This window comes from Paenibacillus sp. AGC31, assembly GCF_057334655.1.
Genome location: NZ_JBHFJH010000049.1, coordinates 125293 through 145459, shown reverse-complemented (window position 1 = coordinate 145459; position 20167 = coordinate 125293). Strand labels below are relative to the sequence as shown.

Sequence of the window (20167 nt, the reverse complement as noted above, 5' to 3'; positions counted from 1 at the left end):
ACCTTTTTTTTATTCTCATTTTGACGAAAAATTCATTTCCCGGTATAGTACCATTAGTTTAACAGAGATCAGGAAGCGGAAGGAGAAAAATGATGCACTCATTCAGGATCAGTAGCGAATATATTAACGATGGTTTTCAAGCGGTTCAGGCGAAGCCGGAAGATACGGAGGATGTGATGTCGCTGCTGGTGGAGACAGCCGAGTGGTTACAGAGCCAAGGTTCTTCCCAATGGAACGCTTTGCTTAAAGGTGAAGATTCACATGATACGGCAGGGGCAATCCGGCGTGGGGATGTGTTTGTATTTAAAAAAGGAGCGGACGTAGCGGGGATGGTCATCCTTTTGGTTCAGCCAAGCCCTTGGGATATTCATCTTTGGGGTTCAAAAGCTCATGCCGAGGATGGTGCAATTTATCTGCATCGGCTAGCGATTCGAAGAAAATATGCTCAGAGCGGTCTCGGACGGTCCATTTTGCAATGGTCCAGCAGCGGCATACATTTTGAAGGCAAACATACTGTTCGGTTAGATTGCGGAGCGAGCAATGCTACGTTGAACGCCTTTTACGCGCGGAACGGGTATACTTTTTTGGAAGAGACCGATGGTTACAGTACATATGAGAAGCCCGTGGAGCTACGGAGCTGAAATTCTGGTTATCCAATGAATATGTTGACGACAAGCGCGAGTGGTTGACTGCTGGATTAAAGCTTTTACTTCTGAGGGGAACGTTTCATGAATATGTTGTATATACGAGTTATCGTAATATAGATGTTCCGGCTTCCCTATGTCATAATGGATAGTGGAGCATTACGTAAGTTAGAAAGGGGGAAACTAACGGTGAGATTGCTGCAGGCGCTTTTCTTTCCTCCGGAGCAGCCCGGAGGTGTATCCTCTATGATTCCGTATATGCAAGAGAGATTTACAACCCCGAGGTGGGAAATGGATCTATTCTCGTTGCCAAAGCGAATTCGCAATAAGGGCAGAGAGGAAGTTCAGTTCGAAACGTTTGATTGGACGGAGTATCAGGATAGTCCTGTTGTCCAAAAATATATTCAAACTTATCGTGATTATCTATGGTGGACCAAACTGCGTATTCAGAAGCCCTATGATCTGATCCATGCCCACCACCCAATTGCAGGACTTGCGATGAAAACGGTTTTCCCGGATACACCCCTCATTCAGACGATACACTCCAGTTATGAACGAGAATTAATCCTTAATGGACGCATTGAAACGGATGGACCGGAGCATCGATTCCTGCTTGCGATATATGGTGAGCTCGAACACCAGGCAGAGCGCCTCTTAACGGTGTCGGATTCGTTCCGTCGTTATCTGGCTCCCTACGTGAAGGAACCTGATGTCATCGGTGTGATTCCCAATGGATTTGATGAGAAGCGGTTTAAGCCGATTCCTCATGATAATGCGATACCACAACTGGTCACGGTATGTCGGCTTGTTCCGGCAAAAGGGTTGGATATTCTTTTCAAAGCTTGTGCGGAACTGAAGGGCCGAGGTCATGATTATGTGTTACATATTATTGGAGATGGACCGATTCGTCCTGATCTGGAAGAATTGGCGCAACGATTAGGGATCTATAATGAGACCATTTTCTATGGTTATACACTGCACCCTGAGGAATTCATGCCATTCTTTGATATTTTTGTACTTCCTTCACGGGCAGAAGCATTTGGTTCTGTCTTCGCTGAAGCGGCGCTGAGTTGTCTTGCCCTTGTGGGTACGGATGTAGGTGGAATACCTGAACAGATCGAGAACGGTAGCAATGGGTTGCTTGTACCGGCAGAAGATCCTTCTGCATTAGCTGAAGCGCTTGAAAAAGTGATGCTGGACCCGGCTTATCGTTATGAACTTGCCCGTTCGGCGTGTGAAAAAGCCAAAACACATTACTCGCTTGGCAGATCGGTCAATGAGTTAAAAAAGATGTATCTACAGTTTCCTAGCAAAGCTTAAAACGTAGAGCAAAAAGTGCGAGCCGCTGTGATAAACAGCGGCTTTTTGTCATGTTTAAGGAAAGAGTACCTGCGATGACTTGTGGTTATGAGGCAAACAGATGCTCATATTCATGAAGTACATGGACCGTGAGATTTATATATTGTTGCGTCTACGAAAGGCGCCCCAGCGGTTCAGTACCAATTTGGCAGCCCAGATTAATGCCATACTTCCAAAGATGGGGTAAAGGATGGACAGCAGGGAACTGAATCCAAACTGACTGAGTGAGTAACACAACATCATAATGGTTAATGTAATGAAACGGGGATGGACACGTATATGTTGGCTGAGTTGCAAGGTCATTCCATAGATATCGGCTACAAAGGTACTGAATATTTCCATGAAAATAAGGGATACATATACAGATTGCACTGCCCATCCAAGTTGAAAGGCAATGCTGCCCATCGGGATTTCGAATTGAATGATGCCGGGCATTTGGGCTGACATGGCAAAATGAGCTGCCATCAGCATGAAACCTACGCCAATTCCACCCAATACTCCACCCCACTTCAGCACATTCCGACTACGAATCTGGTTACCTACAGGCACAAGAACAGCTTGAGCCAACACCAGATTGAATGAAGTATACAACAGTGGAGACAGCCACACTTGAATAGGGTTTGAATCTGTCGTCAGTGTGATGAATCGGGAAGCACCTGGATGATGGATGGTACTGGTGATCATGAGCAGAGATAACAGGAGCATCATGGGCACGACAATGCTATTCATTTGTAGGATGGCCTGAATGCCTCGACCGAGAAGCAGATATGACCCTACAAGTGTGACGATCAGACCTGTCTGATAATGCAAACCCAGATGTTCAACAAAAACGGAACCTGCTCCGGCAAGCATGACACTGTTCACGCCAATGAGAATGAGAAGGGTCACCCAGGTAATCCATTTGCCCGCCTTGTGGCCGAATAAATGTTTGTTCAGATCCTCATAAGAACGGGACCCGGTATCGTGAGCGATCAGCATCATTTTGGTACCTAACCAGACAAAGAGCATGGTTGATAAGCCTATGGTGATGGTGGCCCATTTGCCATACTGGGTAAAAAACTGCAAAATTTCCTGCCCTGTAGCGAAGCCGGCTCCGACAACCGTTCCGATGTATGTAAATGCGATCTGCAGCACCCGAAATGCCTGTTTCATGTGTTTCCCCTCTCAGGCCCCTGTATAGTTTGGACATGCGGGTACCATGGTACAAGGTATGCTTGACCCACGAAAGTCATGACAATCGATAATGAGCTTAGGCTTGAAATGCGTCCCAAGGACAACACGCAGGCAATTTCGCTTGAACTTATAGATAGATATATGATACTTTTACCTCATAGGATAGGCTTGGGAGGTCAAATCATGGAATTATTGAAACAACGAATTTTACAAGAAGGTGTGGTTATCTCGGATCAAGTTTTAAAGCTGGATGGTCTGTTGAACCACCAGATTGATCCTGCATTAACGATGGAGATGGGACGTGAGTTCGCTGCCCGTTTTCGTGAAAGTGGAGTAACTCGGGTAATCACGGTAGAATCCTCAGGGATTCCGGTTGCGTTTGCCGCAGCCTATGAACTTGGGGTGCCCCTTGTATTCGCCCGTCGCAAAAAAACACTTCTGGCTGATCCTGATGCATACTGTGAACGTGTACCGTCCTTTACCAAAGGAATTGTAACTGATATTATGGTATCCCGCGAGTTCATTCATGAGAATGACCGCATTTTGTTCATTGATGATATTATTGCCAATGGAGATGCCGCTCGTGGCGTCATCAAAATTATCGAGCGTTCCGGTGCGGAACTTGTCGGATTCGGCGTTGTGGTCGAGAAAAGTTTCCAAGCAGGGGCACGCACGATTCGTGAACAGGGTATTCCGGTGGAAGCCTTGGTACGCATTCGTTCCCTGAACGATGGTACGGTACAATTTGACGATAACGAAATGTGACATTTTAAAGGAATAGGGCCTATTTTTTGAACTATGCCTTTGCATGACCGCAGATTTCATTTATAATGGGGTTATGTTAGGGAGAGGAGGCAACACCATGGGGAACCAACTGGCAACAGAACAATTTTTTAATGATAAGCTGGCGGAATCGAAAGTTCATTTTGAACGTGCCCTGGATTGTAAACATACGGAATTCGATGACCTTTATCCCTATATGATTGAACATCCTCAATTTTTCTGGTACAAACGCTATGTTGCCTGGTCAGAATTACTGACGATTGTAGGCTTGTGCGAAGAGTTGTCCTTCTCTTGGAAAGAACAATTTACACCGCATCAAGTGGAGTACCTTGAAGAACGTGTGATGTCCGCCAAAGTGCTTGATTTTTGGTTTGAGAAGAACGACAGCAAAGAGCACGCGCAGCGGTAACTTTCAGTCGGGACATAATTTCGAATGACATGACAGTCCAATACAGTCACGTGAGACCTAAATGACTTTTCATTTAGGTCTCTTTTTGTAAATAAATTTGAAATATAGGAGCCATGAAGATGATTAGTGATACAGAATTGGACGCCCTGCGTCTGTCAGGTGAGAAAGTTAGAGTCGTACGGGACGAGCTGGAATCGAACGACGTGAAGGGGATTGTGGTTGCCTGGGATGGCGAGCAGGTACTTATCCGTCGTCAGAATCGACGTGTCGTTAAGCTGGACCGAGGTTACAGCTATCAGCTGTTCAGCGAGCCGCGCCAGAGTCCACTTAGTGAGTAACAGCTTATAATTATGGCAGAGCCATGCGCGTTAAATGTTTGGAATTACCATGATTTCTTGGCATAAATGGCTCACTCGGGAGAGAAGATAGGTACAGTGAGGAAGATCTGTAACTATAGCCGAGAGGGTGTGCTACAAGCCATGACATTGATGAATGATAAAGTTCATGCCTACAAGGATCAGATTGGAGCATTAAGCGATGTGCTGCCAGGTGTGGTGAAGTCGTATCATGAGTTTACCGGAGAATGTTTCCAACCTGGCGTGATTGATGCGAAGACAAAACAGCTAATTGCGCTTGGGATTGGATTGTTTGCCAACAATGAGGTATGTACCTTCTACCATGTAGAAGAAGCCCGTGCTAAGGGTGCAACAGATCAGGAGATTATGGAGACCGTTGCGGTGGCCGGAGCTGTTGGAGGAGGACATGCACTGTCTCAGGGTGCGATGCGAGTGCAGAAGGCGCTGCATTAATAAGCAATGCAACAGACATTTTTAAGTACAAAAAAGGCATCCGGTTAATAGACCGATGCCTTTTTGTATGTGAATTACATTTTACCTAACATTTTATCATACATAAACTGTCCAGTTACCCGACGTGCTGTTACATAGCGGTCATTAAAGTATGGATTCGATAACTTTGTGATGCTTACACCTTTACTGCTGGAGGCATGAGCGAATTGTCCGCCGCCGATATATACACCTGTATGTGAAATGCCTTTGCCTGTTGTATTAAAGAACACCAGATCACCTGTCCGAACATTGCTCTTGGATACCGGAGTACCTGCTTTGGCTTGCTGCTGAGAAGTACGTGGCAATTCAATGCTGTATTTGTTGAAAAGATATCTCATAAAACCAGAACAGTCGAAGCCGGCTACAGTTGTGCCACCCCATTTGTAAGGAATACCTGTCATGTTGTTCACTACGGAGTTGATACTGCTTGCCTCTGTGCTTGTTGCCCCGGATGTAAATAATACAGCTGCTCCAAAAATGGAGATAATCAGTTTTTTCAAAATCAATGTTCTCCCTTCGATGCCTACGGAGTTAGCTAAGGGTTCGGTAGAAGGTTCCCTATATTTCCTATGTATAAGAATAATTCACCCAAATTGGTTCCCCCGTTTTCAAACATGAAACTCGGCAATGAATAATTAAGTTTTTGTAACTATTTGAAACTATATTGCATAAATGCGTAATTGTCAAACCTATTTAAAACCCTTCGTAATACCTCAATGTTAGCGGAATTAAGGTTTTTATATGAAAGAAGGGATCAAGTTTGGGTATCATTCATGACAAAAACGTCATTATTGATTCGTTTAAGACGAATTTGGATAAATAAATAGGTTTGTCATGAGTTAAAAGAACTATCCCGTTATGTAGAATTAGAGAGATTATATTCATTAAGTTGCATATATTGACAAAAATCGATTTTTTGCATATTATCTGATTATCCAATCCACATATTGGATTAAAATTGATTTTATTATGCGATAAATACAAATAAAGGAGGTTCAGGGACGCGTATCATAAGTAAAGTATAAGTGGAAGATTTATAAAAACGAACATAGGAGAGTGTTACAATTGAAAGCGAAGAAAATAATTACTTTTGTCCTGGCATGTACGATGGTGTTCTCAGCAGTTGGAATGGCAGTTCTCCCTGTAGGGACGGTATCTGCTGCGGATGCATCGGGTACTACAGCGAGTATTTCTGATATTTTGAAGAACCAGCTGCCCGATGGAGGTTGGAGAAAAGATTATAAACAGACAAGTGGAGAGTGGGCAAAGTCCACGATAGACAACAAGGCTACATACTCAGAAATTAGAAGATTGGCGAAGGAATTTAAAAAGACGAATGATCCGCGATACTCCACAGCTGCAATCAAAGGAATTAACTTTTTGATCAACATGCAGTATTCAAACGGCGGATGGCCACAAGTTTACCAAAGCTCCGGATATCACAAGCACATCACTTACAATGATGATGCCATGATTAATGTAATGATCATGCTGGATGAAGTAGCGACACGTAAAGGTGATTTCTCGTTTATCGACAGCACACTTGCTAACCGCAGTAAAAACTCAGTTGCCAAAGGTGTAGATGCAATTCTGAATACACAGGTTGTTTCAGGCGGTAAGCTGACAGCATGGGGACAACAACATGATTCCAGTTCTCTTAAACCGGCAAGCGCAAGAATCTATGAAGTACCATCACTGACGGCTGGAGAGAGTGTAACGATTGTTAAATTCCTGAAAACCAGACCTGCTACCGCTAAAATTACGGCATCCATTAAGGGAGCTGAAGCATGGTTTAACAAAGTGAAGATTACGGGTTACAAGTATGAAAGAGCAAACGGAGACAGCAAAATTATCGCTGATTCCAAAGCTGCACCGATCTGGGCTCGTTTCTACGAAGTGGGAACGGATAAACCGATCTTTATTGGTCGTGACGGGGTCGTTAAATACAAACTAAGTGATATTGATAAAGAAAGAAGAGGCGGTTATGCTTGGTACGGTAACTGGCCTTCCAAGCTGTAATTTGTATTATGTTTCCGTTATAATGAACCAAACTATTAGCAGTTAAAGGTAAAGCCCGAATCGAAATGGACGTCTGTTTCGATTCGGGCTTTATTGTAATTATTTTCATTGTTGACATGATAGATTCCACATGATATATTACTTCTTGTCGCCGATATTGATCACGGAGATACAATATGCGGTCGTGGCGGAATTGGCAGACGCGCACGGTTCAGGTCCGTGTGGGCTAACCCCCCGTGGAGGTTCGAGTCCTCTCGACCGCATCTAATAAAAATACTCCTTAAGTTAACGCTTAAGGAGTATTTTTTTGCATTTTTTGATATAACACTAACTTTAGACTCGAGTATCCAAGAGGTTAGTGCTTAGCTGCACGTTCAGCAAATGTCTTCCATCAGCCATACGGAACGTTTATTGTGCTGCGGTAACATTAACGCTATCAATATTCGGTCCTTCCGATCCAGTGGTAACCACTTTCAATGTATTGGTCCCCGTGTTCATGGGGACCTGTATTGTTTTTTCAACCCAAGTGGACCAGCTTCCCGTAGCTGGAAAGGGCTCGTTGCTGATGACTTTGGTTCCGTTCACAAAAATGTCGAGGTTCCGAGTGCCGCTTTCCAGCGCATAACGAAACTTTACGTTTTTGGTACTTGTTGTAGTGTTATTAATGCCGTTCCATTGAATGGTCGAACCAGTCATCGCATTGAAGTTAACATACCCGGAGCCAGTGTAACCGGGGTAGATTGTTTCAATGGCAGCTTCCGTAAGTGAGGTTCCGGTCTCTGCTTCATACGTAGTGCCACTGCCTGTATTCCCGCCGCTATTACCGCCAGTAACGTTGGCAACAAACGTTGTTACGCTCTGAGGTGGGAGCTGTGCCGTGAAGGCTCCATTGGATACAGTAAGCGGGGTTCCGCTTGCCAAGTTTCGACCGCTGTCTGTAATCCATGAGGACACAGTGGAGGCATTACCATTCTGCAGAACGAATTTTTGGCTTGTGGCTGAAGTTCCACGGTTAATTGCCACAACGACGACTTTGTTATCACCTTTATAGGCTGAGACAAATGTGTTCGTATCCGGATTTTTCGTTGCATCGACTCGCAGGTAGCCTGGACGAACGAATTTAGAGAAATGAGCCATATTATACCCGCGTTTGCTTATGGTACCGTCCTCTTTCATCGGACCATACTGTCTGCGGATGTACCACCACACATAGGCCTGGAAATCACCTTCTACCATGGCATTGTGCATGTGATAGGAAACGTCTAATGCTTCAGGCCAGCGGTCTGCTGAGTTGTTATCACTGTTTGGAACATACACCTCAGTCATCCACAGTTCTTTACCGGCTCCTTTTTGCTTAAAGAGAGGGTAGGCAAAATTCGAAATCTGTGTTCCATACGTATGCGCTCCCAGAATGTCCATGTTGGCAAGCGCCTGCGGATCATTCAGGATTGGGTCGGATATGTTCTTTAAGTACTGGAAGGATTCAGGCGCCATGACTTTGGTACCTTGAATGGACCCGGCATTTTCTTTCATGAATCGAAGGATCTCTTGTGGAGTCCACCAGGTCCAGTCATGAGCATAATCCGGTTCATTTTGCACAGAAATGGAATATAAATCTACGCCGTTATTTTTCATGTAGGTTACAAAGTCGTTCAGATGTTGCGCATAGGCGGCATATTTGTCGTATTTCAGGCGTTTGGCATTTGTGTCTCCATTGTGGTTGAACGTTTCAACCATGCTGCTTGGAGGATTCCATGGGGATGCGAATACGATAGCACCCTTTTCGATAGCCCGTTTGGCTGTGGCAACTTCACGGTACCAGTTATTAGAATCTGGATCGACGTAAATCCTGAGAATTGAGAAGCCTAACTGATTCTGATCATTACCAAAAGCAGTTTCACGTTGAGCGGGAGTCAGATCACCAATCCAGGCAGGAAGGTTAATGCCTCCAAAGCCCTTGATTAGCTGTTTTTCCGAGGACAAATTAATGTTGGCATCGCTGGCTGCTGACACATGTGTCGGGGTTAACATCAAAGGCAGGGCTGTTAAACAGGCCAAAAGAACATTAATCGTCTTTTTTAGTTTGAATTTCACTACTTTCATCCTCCTCGATAATGGTAAATGGTTACATAGAGAAACCGCGACCAGGGATAACAAACAAAAATATCGGATTTTCTGGCATTTATTTTATGTAAACCCTTTCAAAACCTCCTTCCATAAATCATAGGAATGAAATGAAGCACATAACCTCTTTCATTTGTTGATTCTACTAAATAATTCCTAAACTGAAAACCTGACAAATTACAGTATTTTTTCTAATTAATCTCTATTTTCCAACTGTTCAATGACAGTTCCTGTCTGAATGCAAAGGAGAAAAACTGGCATGATGGGGATCTTCGTTTGAGATAGAGGTCTCCAATGGCGGGGATATTGTTATAAAGGAAGGCTTTGGCTTACATATTCCTCCCTTCATTATCAAACAATGAGATCACAGAAGTTACGGGGAGGGAATCATGATGAAGGAAAAGAGAAAGAATTATCGATTCATTGCAGGTATCATGGCATTTTTGATTGTGTTTTACGCAGGCATATCGGCAGGAGGGCCTACAGCGGCAGCTTCAGAGTCCCCATCGAATGACAAACGGTTAGCGATTATCATCGATGATGTTGGTAATGACATGAGGGGTACGGCAGAGATCCTGGCGATGCCAGTTAAATTAACGGTAGCGGTCATGCCTTTTTTGCCAACAACGAAGAAAGATGCGATAGCTGCACATGAAAAGGGGATGGATGTGATTGTGCACATGCCCATGGAACCCAAGAAAGGACGACCTGAATGGCTGGGCCCGGGTGCAATCACATCCAATCTAACAGATGAAGAAGTCCGCTCACGCGTGGAGAAAGCGATTGATGATGTGCCCCACGCCATTGGCATGAACAATCATATGGGTTCCAAAATTACTTCGGACAAACGCATCATGTCCATTGTGCTCGATGTATGCAATGAGCGGGGCCTCTTCTTTGTAGACAGCCGTACGAACTTTCGCTCCGTAGTGGGGGAACTGGCTGTATCCAAAAATATGCCACCTGTAGGTAATGACATTTTCCTGGATGATCAAAACTCCAAGCAACACATTCGCAAACAACTGGATCTGGCTGCACAGCGTGCGATCGATAAGAATATCTGTGTTGTCATTGGTCATGTCGGTCATTCGGGGATGAACACATCCGCAGTCATTCGTGAATCCGTCTCCCGTCTGCAAAATCAGGTTCAATTTGTGGGAATCGGTGATCTGGTTCGAGATGTGTGGCAATGGCATTCTGCTCCTACACTACCGACAGATAATAAATAATGCCATTGGCAATGGACTGGGCGATTCGTTTTTGCTCAGCGGGATCACTCATTCTGACTCGATCTGTCGCATTGCTCAAAAATCCGGTTTCGACGATAACGGCAGGTTGTTTCACGTAATTCAATAAATAAAAGGGCTTGCCCCATACGATCCTGTGCTCCGTTCCGTACAACTTGTTCATGGCATCCTGAATGGATTGGGCCAGCAAATAACTCCTGCCTTCTTTCTGGTGTAGTACCACCGGGCCGTGTACATTCGATCGGGGACTCCAGTTCGCATGAATGCTGACCACGATATCTGTACTTACTTCTTCGCTAAGGCTTTTACGTTGGGCAAGATCTCTGGTATGACGGGAGCGGTTGTTCAGCCAGCGGTTCTCATCACTAAGTGCATAATCACCAAGTCGATTGATGATAACGGCATAACCTTTGCTGCGAAGCAGCAGATAGACCTTTTGGCTAATGGCCAGGTTGATATCTTTTTCCAACACACCTTGGGCTGACGTACCTCCGTCAATACCGCCATGGCCTACATCGAGCAGGATAACTGGTGCTGCAAAGGCATGATGACTTGAGCGATATGCATCTCCATCGGTCACTGGCAGCATGGATGGACTGTTCTGGGACAGGGCTGCTTTTCCATAAGCCACATGGGGCAGCATGAGAAGGCAATGGAAGCTGATTAGCAAGGCTACCGAAGCGGTCAGCAGCTTATACATGGGAATACACACTCCTTCATGGAATAGGTATCAAATTTCAGATTAATGACTCGATGGATACCTTTGGCATTAGACTGTGCATTCTGAGGGTTTTCATACTTCTTTCAATAAAAAAATGTTTAACCAGTCCACATCCTGCACACAATAGAACTATCGTAAGCTCCGCAAATGTGCAGGAGCGAAGGAGGCAGAATTATGGCCAAAAGTGATGAGTTGGTAAAATACATTACGCAGCGTGTTGTTCATTATATCGATACACCGAAGGATGAGCGGAAAGGGCGCACCAAAAGGAAAGAGCCGTGGGCGATGAAGTGGTTTGGTATGATCCCTTTCGCTGTATCCCTGTGGGTGGGGAAAAAGGAAAAAGAATTCGATACAAAGTCTCATAACCGAAGTTCTTCGGGCGAAGGGTGACCATAGCTTACCTATTTCACTAATGTAAAACCAAAAGACGCAATCCCTTAATATAATGGGAAGGCGTCTTATTTGTTGTTTTACAGGTTATCTGACTGTATCTTAAGAATTTGCTGATGATCAAGGATTTACGATGTAAAAATGGCCATCTTGCTGCAATGTGCTCAAAGGGACAAATCGTTGAATGGATGATTTTCCACCTAGCGCTACATATAGAATAGACTCTGCTTCCTGATCAGTATGCCACAGCTGATAACCGCTAACAGGTAGAGGACCGCCATATACAACGTTACGATCACCCGCTGAGAAAACAATCTCTTGATTCTCCCCGTGTTGTATCACATCTTTTGCCCGGTCGGCATCAACAGGCTTGGAGGTAATCCACAACAGATTGTCAGTCGGATTAAAGACGGGTCGGAGATGAAGTGGGTCGACTGATAAAGATGGTGTTGTGGATAAATCAGTTATGCTGACAGAGGTCTGTTTGGAATCAGCCTCCAGCAGGTTCAGGAACTCTGACGGTAGTAAATCTCCGTTCGTAGCATCAATATAAAGTGCAGGATGGTTAGGTTGTTCCACTTTCCAATAAGCCAGCAGGGGAAGAGTATAACCAAGATGAAGCTCTCCTCCGCCAGCAAGTAATGCCTCAAGGTTCACATGTTGTCGATCCAAGGCTTGTCCAAGAAGTTCATTGTTGTATGGTGACTGTTCTCCATGACCATATTCACTAAGCATCATCTGACCCTGCTCTGTGACTGTAATAATCATATATCCGATCGGTTTGCCTTCAAACTCAGCTTGAACGAGCCAGCTATGTGTACCCGGACCCAGAGGGTAGAAGTCCAGGTCGGCGTTCTTCCAATGCGCTTCGGTATCAACTGAGCCAAGTGCAACAGCTTGTTGCTCTGCAAACCGTTGTACAGCAGCGGGAGCTAATTTGTCATTCTCAACGGCAAGATGTTCGGGACTATACTCTGTTGATGATGCGGGGGACAGTGAAGACGTTTCTTGTTCCTCTGCATTGGCTATCGACCAAAAAGAGAATAGGGCAAGACAACTGAGCAAGCCCAAGGTTATACAGGTTGTTTTCCGAGCGTTGTTCCAACACGTATGAAAGAATCGTTTCAAATTTACACCTACTTTTCATTTATCCGTTACCTGAGCGGCTCCTAGTTTCATTCTAGGGGACAGGCTATGCAAAGGTTGCCGCAACCTGTCGGGCAGCTGATCATGAATAAACACTACTTTTGCCAGCATTTGCAGGAAAAGTAGTGTCTTCGTCTATCTTAAGTGAAACATACCGCTGCTAATGGCAGTCACTTTCACTTTGGGTTCATATTGCCAGATCATCTCGGTCCGGCGTGTCTCATACTGCAATTTCATAGCTTCACGATCTATTACCGCCTGTTTTGTTTTCTCTTCTTCGGCATCTGTCTCGGAGTCGATCGGTACTGCGGCTTCTGCCGCCAGTTCTACATCTGCTCCAATGGGTTTAGCGTTAGTGATATCCAGAACTTTTTTCAGTGGTACAGGTGGCGTGCGGTTAGAATGGACATTCTCCGTGTCTGAGGTTGTCTTACCTGGTGATTCTACCTCAGGCGTATCTTCTCGGAGTACTGCTTCATAGTAGGTGTCCAACACGTCCAGCTCCAGATCAAGCCGCTCTTGGGCTTTCTCGGCCCAGCTATAATCGAGTTCCAGCAAGCGGTTTGTCAAATGAGATTCCAGAGCAGCTCCGGCGTCAAATATCGAAACTTTAGCTGTCTGCACATGCATGTTCTCCGCAAGTCTTGGACTGAGATCACGTCGGTTCAGCTTGGTGCCGAATTTCTCTATAATTTCACCCGAGCGTAGGGAGATGCCGAGAAAATGCAATTCCTCCCGTTTCAAATCACAGGCGAATTCCACCTTGAAACACACACCAAGCCAAGGCTCATATACGGCTGGCGCTGTAGCCCGCAATTGCCGTTTGGCAGCCTGTTCGAACAGATTCACGAAGGCACCGCCTTCACGGGCAGCGCCGAAAATCTGCTGGAGTCTGCGACTGCCGTACACCACTTCTTCACGTAATATTCGTCCTGGCCCCAGCTGTGGCAGTGATGGCGTAATACCGAAGTAACGGCCTAGAATAGTTTCTTTTGGTGGCTCGCCTTGAGGACTGCCGTTGGTTATGCCATTCGTTTCAGCAGGGTTAGGCACAACAGGAGGTGATGCTTGCGCAGCTTTGGCTTCTGCTGCTTCAATGGCCTGCTGATACCTGTCAGGATCAAATATAAATGTAAAGGACATCGTCTCAGCGGGTGCTCCGGTTCGTTCCACGAACCCCCAATAATAGGGGCGATTGGTCAACGCTTTGTCCGCCTCAGGCGAGAGTTTGACTGTAACATGGGCAGGGGAACTCTCCATAATCTGACAATCGAGTGCTTCCAGATAGGTGAGAACATATGCCTGCACTTCATGGGGAGACATGGTCATGAGTTAGCTACCTCCTTTGCGAAGATCTAACAACCCGGATACGTCAGGGCCTTCATCGGCAACCTCACGTTGAATGGAGTTCAGCGATTGTCCAAGTGAGTCCATTTTACTGCGAATATCTTCATCAGTTTGTGATTCCAATATGATTTTGTACAAACTTTTCTCAATAGACTCCTTTTTCTCCAGCCGTTCGAGAATGACATCCAGCCCGCCGATCACCATTTCAAACATATTGATCTTCTCATGCAGCAGACTCAGAATATGTTCCTCAATGGTTCCGGTCGTAGATAGATTGAAGATGTTCACGTCATTTTGCTGCCCAAGCCGGTGTACCCGGCCGATCCGCTGCTCTACCCGCATAGGGTTCCAAGGCAGATCAAAGTTGATCATATGATGGCAAAATTGCAAATTGATGCCTTCACCACCCGCTTCGGTTGCAATCATGGCCTGCACACGCCCGCGGAAGAGATCCATCATCCAGTCTTTTTTGCCACGATTCATACCACCCCGATAGGGTACAGCCGTAAGCCCATTGTTGCGGAAATAGTTTAGCAGATACTCCTGCGTGGCCCGGTATTCGGTGAAGATGATTACTTTTTCATTCATGTTCCGAATCAGTTCCATTGTTTTCTCGGCTTTGGTATTTTCCTTGATCGCTTTAATATGGGCAACGAGTTCCCAAATCTTGTCCCGAAGGGGAGAGTCCAGCGGAAGTTTCTTCGACAGATTAACCAGCGTCACAAATACAGCATCCCGACTGCTGCACACTTCACGCTGCAATGTAACAAGGGAGAGCATGCTGCTCAGATTGCCGCCAGCTTCCTGGTACTGGTCTTTGACAAAGGAAGTCACACCATCATAAAGCGCTTGTTCTTCGGGCGATAATTGCAGATTCACGTTGGAGACGTTCCGTTTGGTAAATTGAACGGGGCCTTCGCCGCGGCGGTTACGAATCATGACTTTGGATAACTCGTTCTTAAGCTGTTCCTGATTTTTCGGAACCCGCTTGTCTACAACAAAGTTGGCCGCAAAGTCACCCTGACGACCCAGTTGACCGGGCTTCAGCAGGTTGATCAGATTGAACAATTCACTCATATCGTTCTGCACAGGTGTAGCTGTGAGCAGCAGGCAATACTTTTTGCGCAATTTCAGCATGAATTGATAGTTGGTTGTTTTTTTGTTTTTGAGCTTATGAGCCTCGTCAATAATGATCATGTCGTAATCGGTATTCAGCAGCATATCTTTGTGCGGGTCACGTTTGGCTGTATCCATGGAAGCAACAACCACTTCATTCTGCCAGGAATAGGCCTTTTTCTGGGCAATAGCAGGGATGCCAAATTTCGAATTCAACTCCCGTACCCATTGCAGCACAAGAGACGCTGGCACGAGAATGAGTACCTTGGATACGAGACCTCGAACCATATATTCTTTCAGAATGAGACCGGCTTCAATGGTTTTGCCAAGACCCACCTCATCGGCGAGAATGGCCCGGCCTGACATTTCAAATAATACTCTGCGTGCAGTGTCCATCTGATGAGGAAGTGGAGTAAGGCCTTGTAGATGCTTCAAACACTGGATCTCGTCAAAATTGGGAATCAGATTGGTTTCTTCGGCTTGAATGCCCAGTTGGAAGAGTCGATAATCCCCCCAAGGACCTCCTTTATCCAGTCGTGATTCCAATTGATTAATCCAGCTTCGATCAAATTCCAGCGGAACGGGCAGCTCGGCTACAGGTTGATTCGTGTGGTGCGGGTTTTTCCGGTTCATGGTGTTTCCTCCCCTGCCATACGTGATGACGTTTTATTCGTAGGTAATAGTATGGACGAATGAGAGTCAGTTCATAACTATATAAGTTGAACTACAGTTTATTTGCACGAACACTACGATGACAGAACAACCTTCCAATCGCTGTTATCCCCAGATTTTTTGTGTGCCAAAAAATTCACAGATATCGTATTCATGCGTATGAGGGTGTGTGAAGAAGTTTGTCCGAGCAGGGGAGTCTATAAAATAAAGTCTGTGATAAAAGTCTTATGGAAAATCAATATATGGTGTAATATACTGGTTTTATATCACTATATGTGGTGTTTTATCATAATTTACTCTTATAGTGAAAATGGAGATTTATTTCGGGAGGTTGAACGTAGCGATGAAATCGAACCAACGATCGTACCCATTAGAAGGACTCAGCGAAAAAATATTTCTGGACCGATACGCCTGGAAGGACGCCGATTCGAATCATGCCAAGGTCGGAGATGTGGTATTGGTATTAACGAAGGATGATCCGAAGTTCCCAACCAAGGAAGTGGGCGAAATCATAGAACGTCAGGGTCAGCTTGTACAGGTAAGGACTCGAAGCGGAGAGATCATCGAGACAAACGTGGAGAAATTGACACTCAACATAGAAAAAACACCGGAAGAGATGTGGGACCGTCTTGCCAAAGCGATGGCTTCTGTCGAATCCACAGCGGATCAGCGGGCAACGTGGGAGTCCAAGTTCCGCTCCGTGTTGGAAGATTGGAAGTTAGTACCCGGAGGCCGCATTGCTGCGGGCGCGGGGGCAAGCGATGAGCTGACACTCTTCAATTGTTATGTCATTCCGTCTCCGCAAGACAGTCGGGGTGGCATCATGAAGACTTTGACTGAGATGACGGAGATTATGGCACGTGGGGGAGGCGTTGGCATTAATTTGTCCTCTTTGCGTCCTCGCCGAGCGGTGGTGAAAGGTGTCAACGGATCATCCAGCGGTTCCGTATCGTGGGGCGGATTGTTCAGTTATACGACTGGACTGATTGAACAGGGCGGAAGCCGCCGAGGTGCGCTTATGCTCATGATGAATGACTGGCATCCGGATGTGCTTGATTTTATTACCGTGAAACAAACGATGGGGCAGGTGACCAATGCCAATCTGTCTGTATGTGTGAGCAACACATTTATGGAGGCTGTCAAGCAGGACGGTGATTGGGACTTGGTTTTCCCCGATACAAACGATCCGGACTACGACACCGAGTGGAACGGGGATATGCAGCAATGGAAAGACGCAGGTCATTCGGTGGTACACTATCGTACACTGAAGGCTCGCGAAATCTGGCATACCATTATAGAATCAGCCTGGAAATCGGCAGAGCCTGGTGTGGTATTCATGGAGTACTATAACCAGATGTCCAACAGCTGGTACTTCAATCCGATCATCTGTACTAATCCTTGTTTTCATCCAAAGACCAGAATTACAACTGAATACGGACTTATAACAATAGAAGAACTATATAACCGGACTGCAGGCAAATCATTTCTAGTTGGAACAGATCATCGTCTTGTTGAGCAGGCAAAGATTGTAGGTGGCAGAGCATATGAAATTCCGGGATTACATTTGAGAACAGCAAGCGTTTATCCAACCGGAATAAAAGAGACGTTAACAATTCACCTTCAAAATGGATTGGAAATTAGCGTGACATCTGACCATCAGTTATATACTAATTCAGGTTGGAAACAAGCTAAAGACTTGACCTCCGAAGACTATATCTATATCCAATCGGCCGAAGGAGCTTTTGCCAAGGAAGATCAGCTAGGAGAGGAATGGGGACTTTTCCTGGGATGGTTAACCGGAGATGGCTGGGTCTCTAAGCGTGGTGAGGTTGGTATGGTTTTTGGTGCAGAGGATGAGGAAGTTATTCCACGGTTGATTGATGCTGGAGAAAAAATATCAGGCGTAAGAGCAAAAGTATATCAAAGAACGAATGGAACAAAACAAGTGTATTGGTGGCGCAAAAAGCTGATTGAAGAAATTGTAAGATTAGGTGTGAAGGCAGTTAAGGGACCTGAGAAGGAAGTTCCAGAAATGATATTTACTTCATCTAAAAAAACCATTACGGCTTTTTTACAGGCTTTATTTAGTGCGGATGGTACTGTATACGAAAGAGATGAGATGCATCGTACCGCAAGATTGACTTCATCTTCCAAAAAACTATTGCAGGGCGTTCAGCTACTTTTGCTGAACTATGGAATCAACAGCTCTATTTACGCACGCCCTAAGTCATCACAAGCCATGTTTAAATACACAACAAAAGATGGAGATCACAGGACATATTCCAGTAATGGTTTCTACGAATTGGTCGTGTCAGGGAACAACTTACTTTTGTTTAAAGAGAAGGTTGGTTTTAAATATGTAACAAGAAAACAGGATGCTTTAGAACGAATTTCCAGACCTTCTAGAAAATCAGAAAAGTTTATGTCGAAAGTTAAAAAAATAGGAAAGGGAGAGCAAGTAACTGTATATGACATAACTGAGCCTGTGACTCACTCCCTGATCGCTGGTGGAATTGTTGCTCATAACTGCGGGGAACAAGGCCTGCCTGGCTGGGGTGTATGTAATCTGTCTGCGATCAATCTGTCCAAATTCTACGATGAAACAAATCATGATGTGGCATGGGATGAACTGGCGGAAACCACTCGTATCTCGGCTAGATTTTTGGACAATGTCATCGATGCAACACCATATCATTTTGAGGAAAATAGACTGAATCAGCAGCGTGAACGCCGGGTTGGGCTTGGCACGATGGGACTGGCAGAGCTGATGATTAAGCTGCGTATTCGATACGGCAGTCCTGAATCTCTTGTTTTTCTGGATAAACTGTATGGATTCATGGCGAAGGAGGCCTATCTGGCATCGGCAGAGATTGCAGCAGAGAAGGGAGCTTTCCCAGCTTTCGAAGCTGAACCGTATTTAAAGAGTGGATTCATGAAAAATATGGTGACGACGTACCCTGAAGTGGGAGAGGCCATTCGTAAACAGGGCATTCGAAATGTCACACTGATCACACAAGCGCCAACGGGAAGTACAGGTACGATGGTGGGCACATCAACAGGTATTGAGCCGTATTTCGCCTTCAAGTATTTCCGTCAAAGTCGTCTAGGTTATGATGAACAGTTCGTACCGATTGCACAAGATTGGCTGGATGAACATCCGGGTGAAGCCTTACCAGATTATTATGTAACGGCGATGGATCTGTCGGCTGAAAATCACATCCGGGTGCAGGCTGCCATTCAGCAATGGGTGGATAGTTCGATCTCGAAGACGGCAAACTGTCCGGCTGATTTTACAGTGGAGGATACGGCTGAGCTGTACGAACTGGCCTTCGACCTTGGCTGCAAGGGAGTAACGATATACCGCGATGGCAGCAGGGATGTGCAGGTGTTGTCCACGTCGAAGAAGGAAGCGACCCAGGCTGAAGATCAGAACACGGCGGAAGCTGAAGAGAAGACAGTCGTATCTGTAATAGAAAACCCGAATAATGCTGAAGTACAGGCAAGTGATGGAACTTCCAATAGCCAGGATGGTGTTAGCACGCATTCTTCCGAGCAAACCCCTTCCTCTTCTACAGTGCTGGATAAACAATACAGAAGCCGTCCTCAAGTACTGCGCGGTGCGACATACAAAATCAATACGCCATTCGGTATGGCTTACATTACGATCAATGATCTGGAGGGAACGCCGGGTGAGATCTTCCTGAACGTGGGCAAAGCGGGATCGGACGTGTTTGCCATGGCTGAGGCACTCGGTCGAGTATGCTCTCTGTTCCTTCGATACGGAGATCATGGGCACAAGGTTGAACTGTTGATCAAACATCTCAAGGGAATCGGTGGTTCGGGCGCGATTGGCTTCGGAGCCAACCGGGTGGAATCAATTGCTGATGCCGTCGCCAAAGCATTGGAAAGTCATGTACAGAGCAATGTGCAGGAGAACGAAACTGATGCATTGAAAGAACAGAACCAAGTGGAGAGCGCATATCCACAAGTGGAGGATCAGAAAACCTTTATCGAATCGAGAGATTTATGTCCTTCATGCGGCTCGGCATCCCTGATGAATGTGGAAGGTTGCAAAACTTGCAGCAACTGCGGGTACAGTAAGTGCAATTAAATAGCATTTGGAAAAAGTAAAAAAGAAAAGGCACTCCTGACTTCTTCATGAAGTC

Annotated in this window: 17 protein-coding genes, 1 tRNA gene and 1 riboswitch; of the genes, 11 read left to right on the top strand and 7 right to left on the bottom strand. The window is 45.5% G+C overall.

Annotated features, from left to right (window positions below; genetic code table 11):
- The first annotated feature begins 92 nt into the window (after positions 1-92).
- Together ACE04G_RS29175 and ACE04G_RS29170 are read left to right on the top strand one after the other, a co-directional pair.
- Positions 93-641, top strand: coding sequence for a GNAT family N-acetyltransferase (locus ACE04G_RS29175; RefSeq protein WP_221823548.1), 549 nt, complete (start codon positions 93-95; stop codon positions 639-641).
- A gap of 192 nt (positions 642-833) precedes the next feature.
- Complete coding sequence (locus ACE04G_RS29170) at positions 834-1964, top strand: glycosyltransferase family 4 protein (protein WP_221823387.1); 1131 nt, start codon at positions 834-836, stop codon at positions 1962-1964.
- 135 nt (positions 1965-2099) lie between these two features.
- Here the strand turns inward: ACE04G_RS29170 and ACE04G_RS29165 are convergent, their stop codons facing one another.
- Entirely contained in the window at positions 2100-3155 is a 1056-nt protein-coding gene (locus ACE04G_RS29165) for a YkvI family membrane protein (RefSeq protein ID WP_449003894.1), read from the bottom strand.
- A gap of 204 nt (positions 3156-3359) precedes the next feature.
- On the opposite strand from ACE04G_RS29165, the gene ACE04G_RS29160 reads away from it, so the two are divergent.
- From ACE04G_RS29160 to ACE04G_RS29145, 4 genes are all read left to right on the top strand, one after another.
- On the top strand, positions 3360-3941 hold the full coding sequence (locus ACE04G_RS29160; protein ID WP_036609617.1) for a xanthine phosphoribosyltransferase: 582 nt from the start codon (positions 3360-3362) through the stop codon (positions 3939-3941).
- Positions 3942-4038: 97 nt separating this feature from the next.
- Positions 4039-4368: a hypothetical protein gene (locus ACE04G_RS29155; RefSeq protein WP_074094470.1), complete on the top strand. Its 330-nt coding sequence runs from the start codon at positions 4039-4041 to the stop codon at positions 4366-4368.
- A gap of 119 nt (positions 4369-4487) precedes the next feature.
- On the top strand, positions 4488-4706 hold the full coding sequence (locus ACE04G_RS29150) for a hypothetical protein (RefSeq protein WP_036609613.1): 219 nt from the start codon (positions 4488-4490) through the stop codon (positions 4704-4706).
- A gap of 141 nt (positions 4707-4847) precedes the next feature.
- Positions 4848-5177: a carboxymuconolactone decarboxylase family protein gene (locus tag ACE04G_RS29145; protein WP_017689352.1), complete on the top strand. Its 330-nt coding sequence runs from the start codon at positions 4848-4850 to the stop codon at positions 5175-5177.
- A gap of 74 nt (positions 5178-5251) precedes the next feature.
- Here ACE04G_RS29145 and ACE04G_RS29140 read toward each other — a convergent pair whose 3' ends face one another.
- Positions 5252-5716, bottom strand: a complete 465-nt coding sequence (locus ACE04G_RS29140; RefSeq protein ID WP_036609611.1) for a C40 family peptidase — start codon at positions 5714-5716, stop codon at positions 5252-5254.
- 5 nt (positions 5717-5721) lie between these two features.
- A riboswitch (cyclic di-AMP (ydaO/yuaA leader) is annotated at positions 5722-5853 on the bottom strand.
- Positions 5854-6281: 428 nt separating this feature from the next.
- Here ACE04G_RS29140 and pelA point away from each other — a divergent pair.
- On the top strand, positions 6282-7235 hold the full coding sequence (gene pelA, locus ACE04G_RS29135; protein WP_221823391.1) for a pectate lyase: 954 nt from the start codon (positions 6282-6284) through the stop codon (positions 7233-7235).
- Between the two features lie 178 nt (positions 7236-7413).
- Positions 7414-7498: transfer RNA gene (locus ACE04G_RS29130), tRNA-Leu, on the top strand.
- Between the two features lie 145 nt (positions 7499-7643).
- Here the strand turns inward: ACE04G_RS29130 and xynC are convergent.
- A complete protein-coding gene (gene xynC, locus ACE04G_RS29125) occupies positions 7644-9338 on the bottom strand; it encodes a glucuronoarabinoxylan endo-1,4-beta-xylanase XynC (protein WP_449003893.1) in 1695 nt (564 codons plus the stop codon).
- Between the two features lie 455 nt (positions 9339-9793).
- Between xynC and ACE04G_RS29120 the strand changes: the two genes are divergently transcribed.
- On the top strand, positions 9794-10588 hold the full coding sequence (locus tag ACE04G_RS29120; protein WP_405132416.1) for a divergent polysaccharide deacetylase family protein: 795 nt from the start codon (positions 9794-9796) through the stop codon (positions 10586-10588).
- On the opposite strand, the gene ACE04G_RS29115 is transcribed toward ACE04G_RS29120, so the two are convergent.
- Positions 10563-11306, bottom strand: coding sequence for an N-acetylmuramoyl-L-alanine amidase family protein (locus ACE04G_RS29115; protein ID WP_405131975.1), 744 nt, complete (start codon positions 11304-11306; stop codon positions 10563-10565). The genes ACE04G_RS29120 and ACE04G_RS29115 overlap by 26 nt on opposite strands.
- A 195-nt stretch (positions 11307-11501) precedes the next feature.
- On the opposite strand from ACE04G_RS29115, the gene ACE04G_RS29110 reads away from it, so the two are divergent.
- The gene (locus tag ACE04G_RS29110) at positions 11502-11720 is read left to right on the top strand and encodes a YqzE family protein (protein WP_449003892.1); all 219 of its coding nucleotides are present in this window, start codon (positions 11502-11504) and stop codon (positions 11718-11720) included.
- 120 nt (positions 11721-11840) lie between these two features.
- Here ACE04G_RS29110 and ACE04G_RS29105 read toward each other — a convergent pair whose 3' ends face one another.
- From ACE04G_RS29105 to ACE04G_RS29095, 3 genes are all read right to left on the bottom strand, one after another.
- Positions 11841-12848, bottom strand: a complete 1008-nt coding sequence (locus ACE04G_RS29105; protein WP_486095355.1) for a hypothetical protein — start codon at positions 12846-12848, stop codon at positions 11841-11843.
- Between the two features lie 153 nt (positions 12849-13001).
- Complete coding sequence (locus ACE04G_RS29100) at positions 13002-14195, bottom strand: YqhG family protein (RefSeq protein ID WP_339307803.1); 1194 nt, start codon at positions 14193-14195, stop codon at positions 13002-13004.
- A gap of 3 nt (positions 14196-14198) precedes the next feature.
- The gene (locus tag ACE04G_RS29095; RefSeq protein WP_339307805.1) at positions 14199-15962 is read right to left on the bottom strand and encodes a DEAD/DEAH box helicase; all 1764 of its coding nucleotides are present in this window, start codon (positions 15960-15962) and stop codon (positions 14199-14201) included.
- 382 nt (positions 15963-16344) lie between these two features.
- On the opposite strand from ACE04G_RS29095, the gene ACE04G_RS29090 reads away from it, so the two are divergent.
- Positions 16345-20112: an LAGLIDADG family homing endonuclease gene (locus tag ACE04G_RS29090; RefSeq protein ID WP_449003890.1), complete on the top strand. Its 3768-nt coding sequence runs from the start codon at positions 16345-16347 to the stop codon at positions 20110-20112.
- Positions 20113-20167: the final 55 nt, after the last annotated feature.

Bases quoted from the DNA above. Each gene is read 5' to 3' on its own strand.
- ACE04G_RS29175 (WP_221823548.1), top strand. From the start codon at position 93: ATGCACTCATTCAGGATCAGTAGCGAATATATTAACGATGGTTTTCAA.
- ACE04G_RS29165 (WP_449003894.1), bottom strand. From the start codon at position 3,155: ATGAAACAGGCATTTCGGGTGCTGCAGATCGCATTTACATACATCGGA.
- ACE04G_RS29160 (WP_036609617.1), top strand. From the start codon at position 3,360: ATGGAATTATTGAAACAACGAATTTTACAAGAAGGTGTGGTTATCTCG.
- ACE04G_RS29155 (WP_074094470.1), top strand. From the start codon at position 4,039: ATGGGGAACCAACTGGCAACAGAACAATTTTTTAATGATAAGCTGGCG.
- ACE04G_RS29150 (WP_036609613.1), top strand. From the start codon at position 4,488: ATGATTAGTGATACAGAATTGGACGCCCTGCGTCTGTCAGGTGAGAAA.
- ACE04G_RS29145 (WP_017689352.1), top strand. From the start codon at position 4,848: ATGACATTGATGAATGATAAAGTTCATGCCTACAAGGATCAGATTGGA.
- xynC (WP_449003893.1), bottom strand. From the start codon at position 9,338: ATGAAAGTAGTGAAATTCAAACTAAAAAAGACGATTAATGTTCTTTTG.
- ACE04G_RS29120 (WP_405132416.1), top strand. From the start codon at position 9,794: ATGGCATTTTTGATTGTGTTTTACGCAGGCATATCGGCAGGAGGGCCT.
- ACE04G_RS29115 (WP_405131975.1), bottom strand. From the start codon at position 11,306: ATGTATAAGCTGCTGACCGCTTCGGTAGCCTTGCTAATCAGCTTCCAT.
- ACE04G_RS29110 (WP_449003892.1), top strand. From the start codon at position 11,502: ATGGCCAAAAGTGATGAGTTGGTAAAATACATTACGCAGCGTGTTGTT.
- ACE04G_RS29100 (WP_339307803.1), bottom strand. From the start codon at position 14,195: ATGACCATGTCTCCCCATGAAGTGCAGGCATATGTTCTCACCTATCTG.
- ACE04G_RS29095 (WP_339307805.1), bottom strand. From the start codon at position 15,962: ATGAACCGGAAAAACCCGCACCACACGAATCAACCTGTAGCCGAGCTG.
- ACE04G_RS29090 (WP_449003890.1), top strand. From the start codon at position 16,345: ATGAAATCGAACCAACGATCGTACCCATTAGAAGGACTCAGCGAAAAA.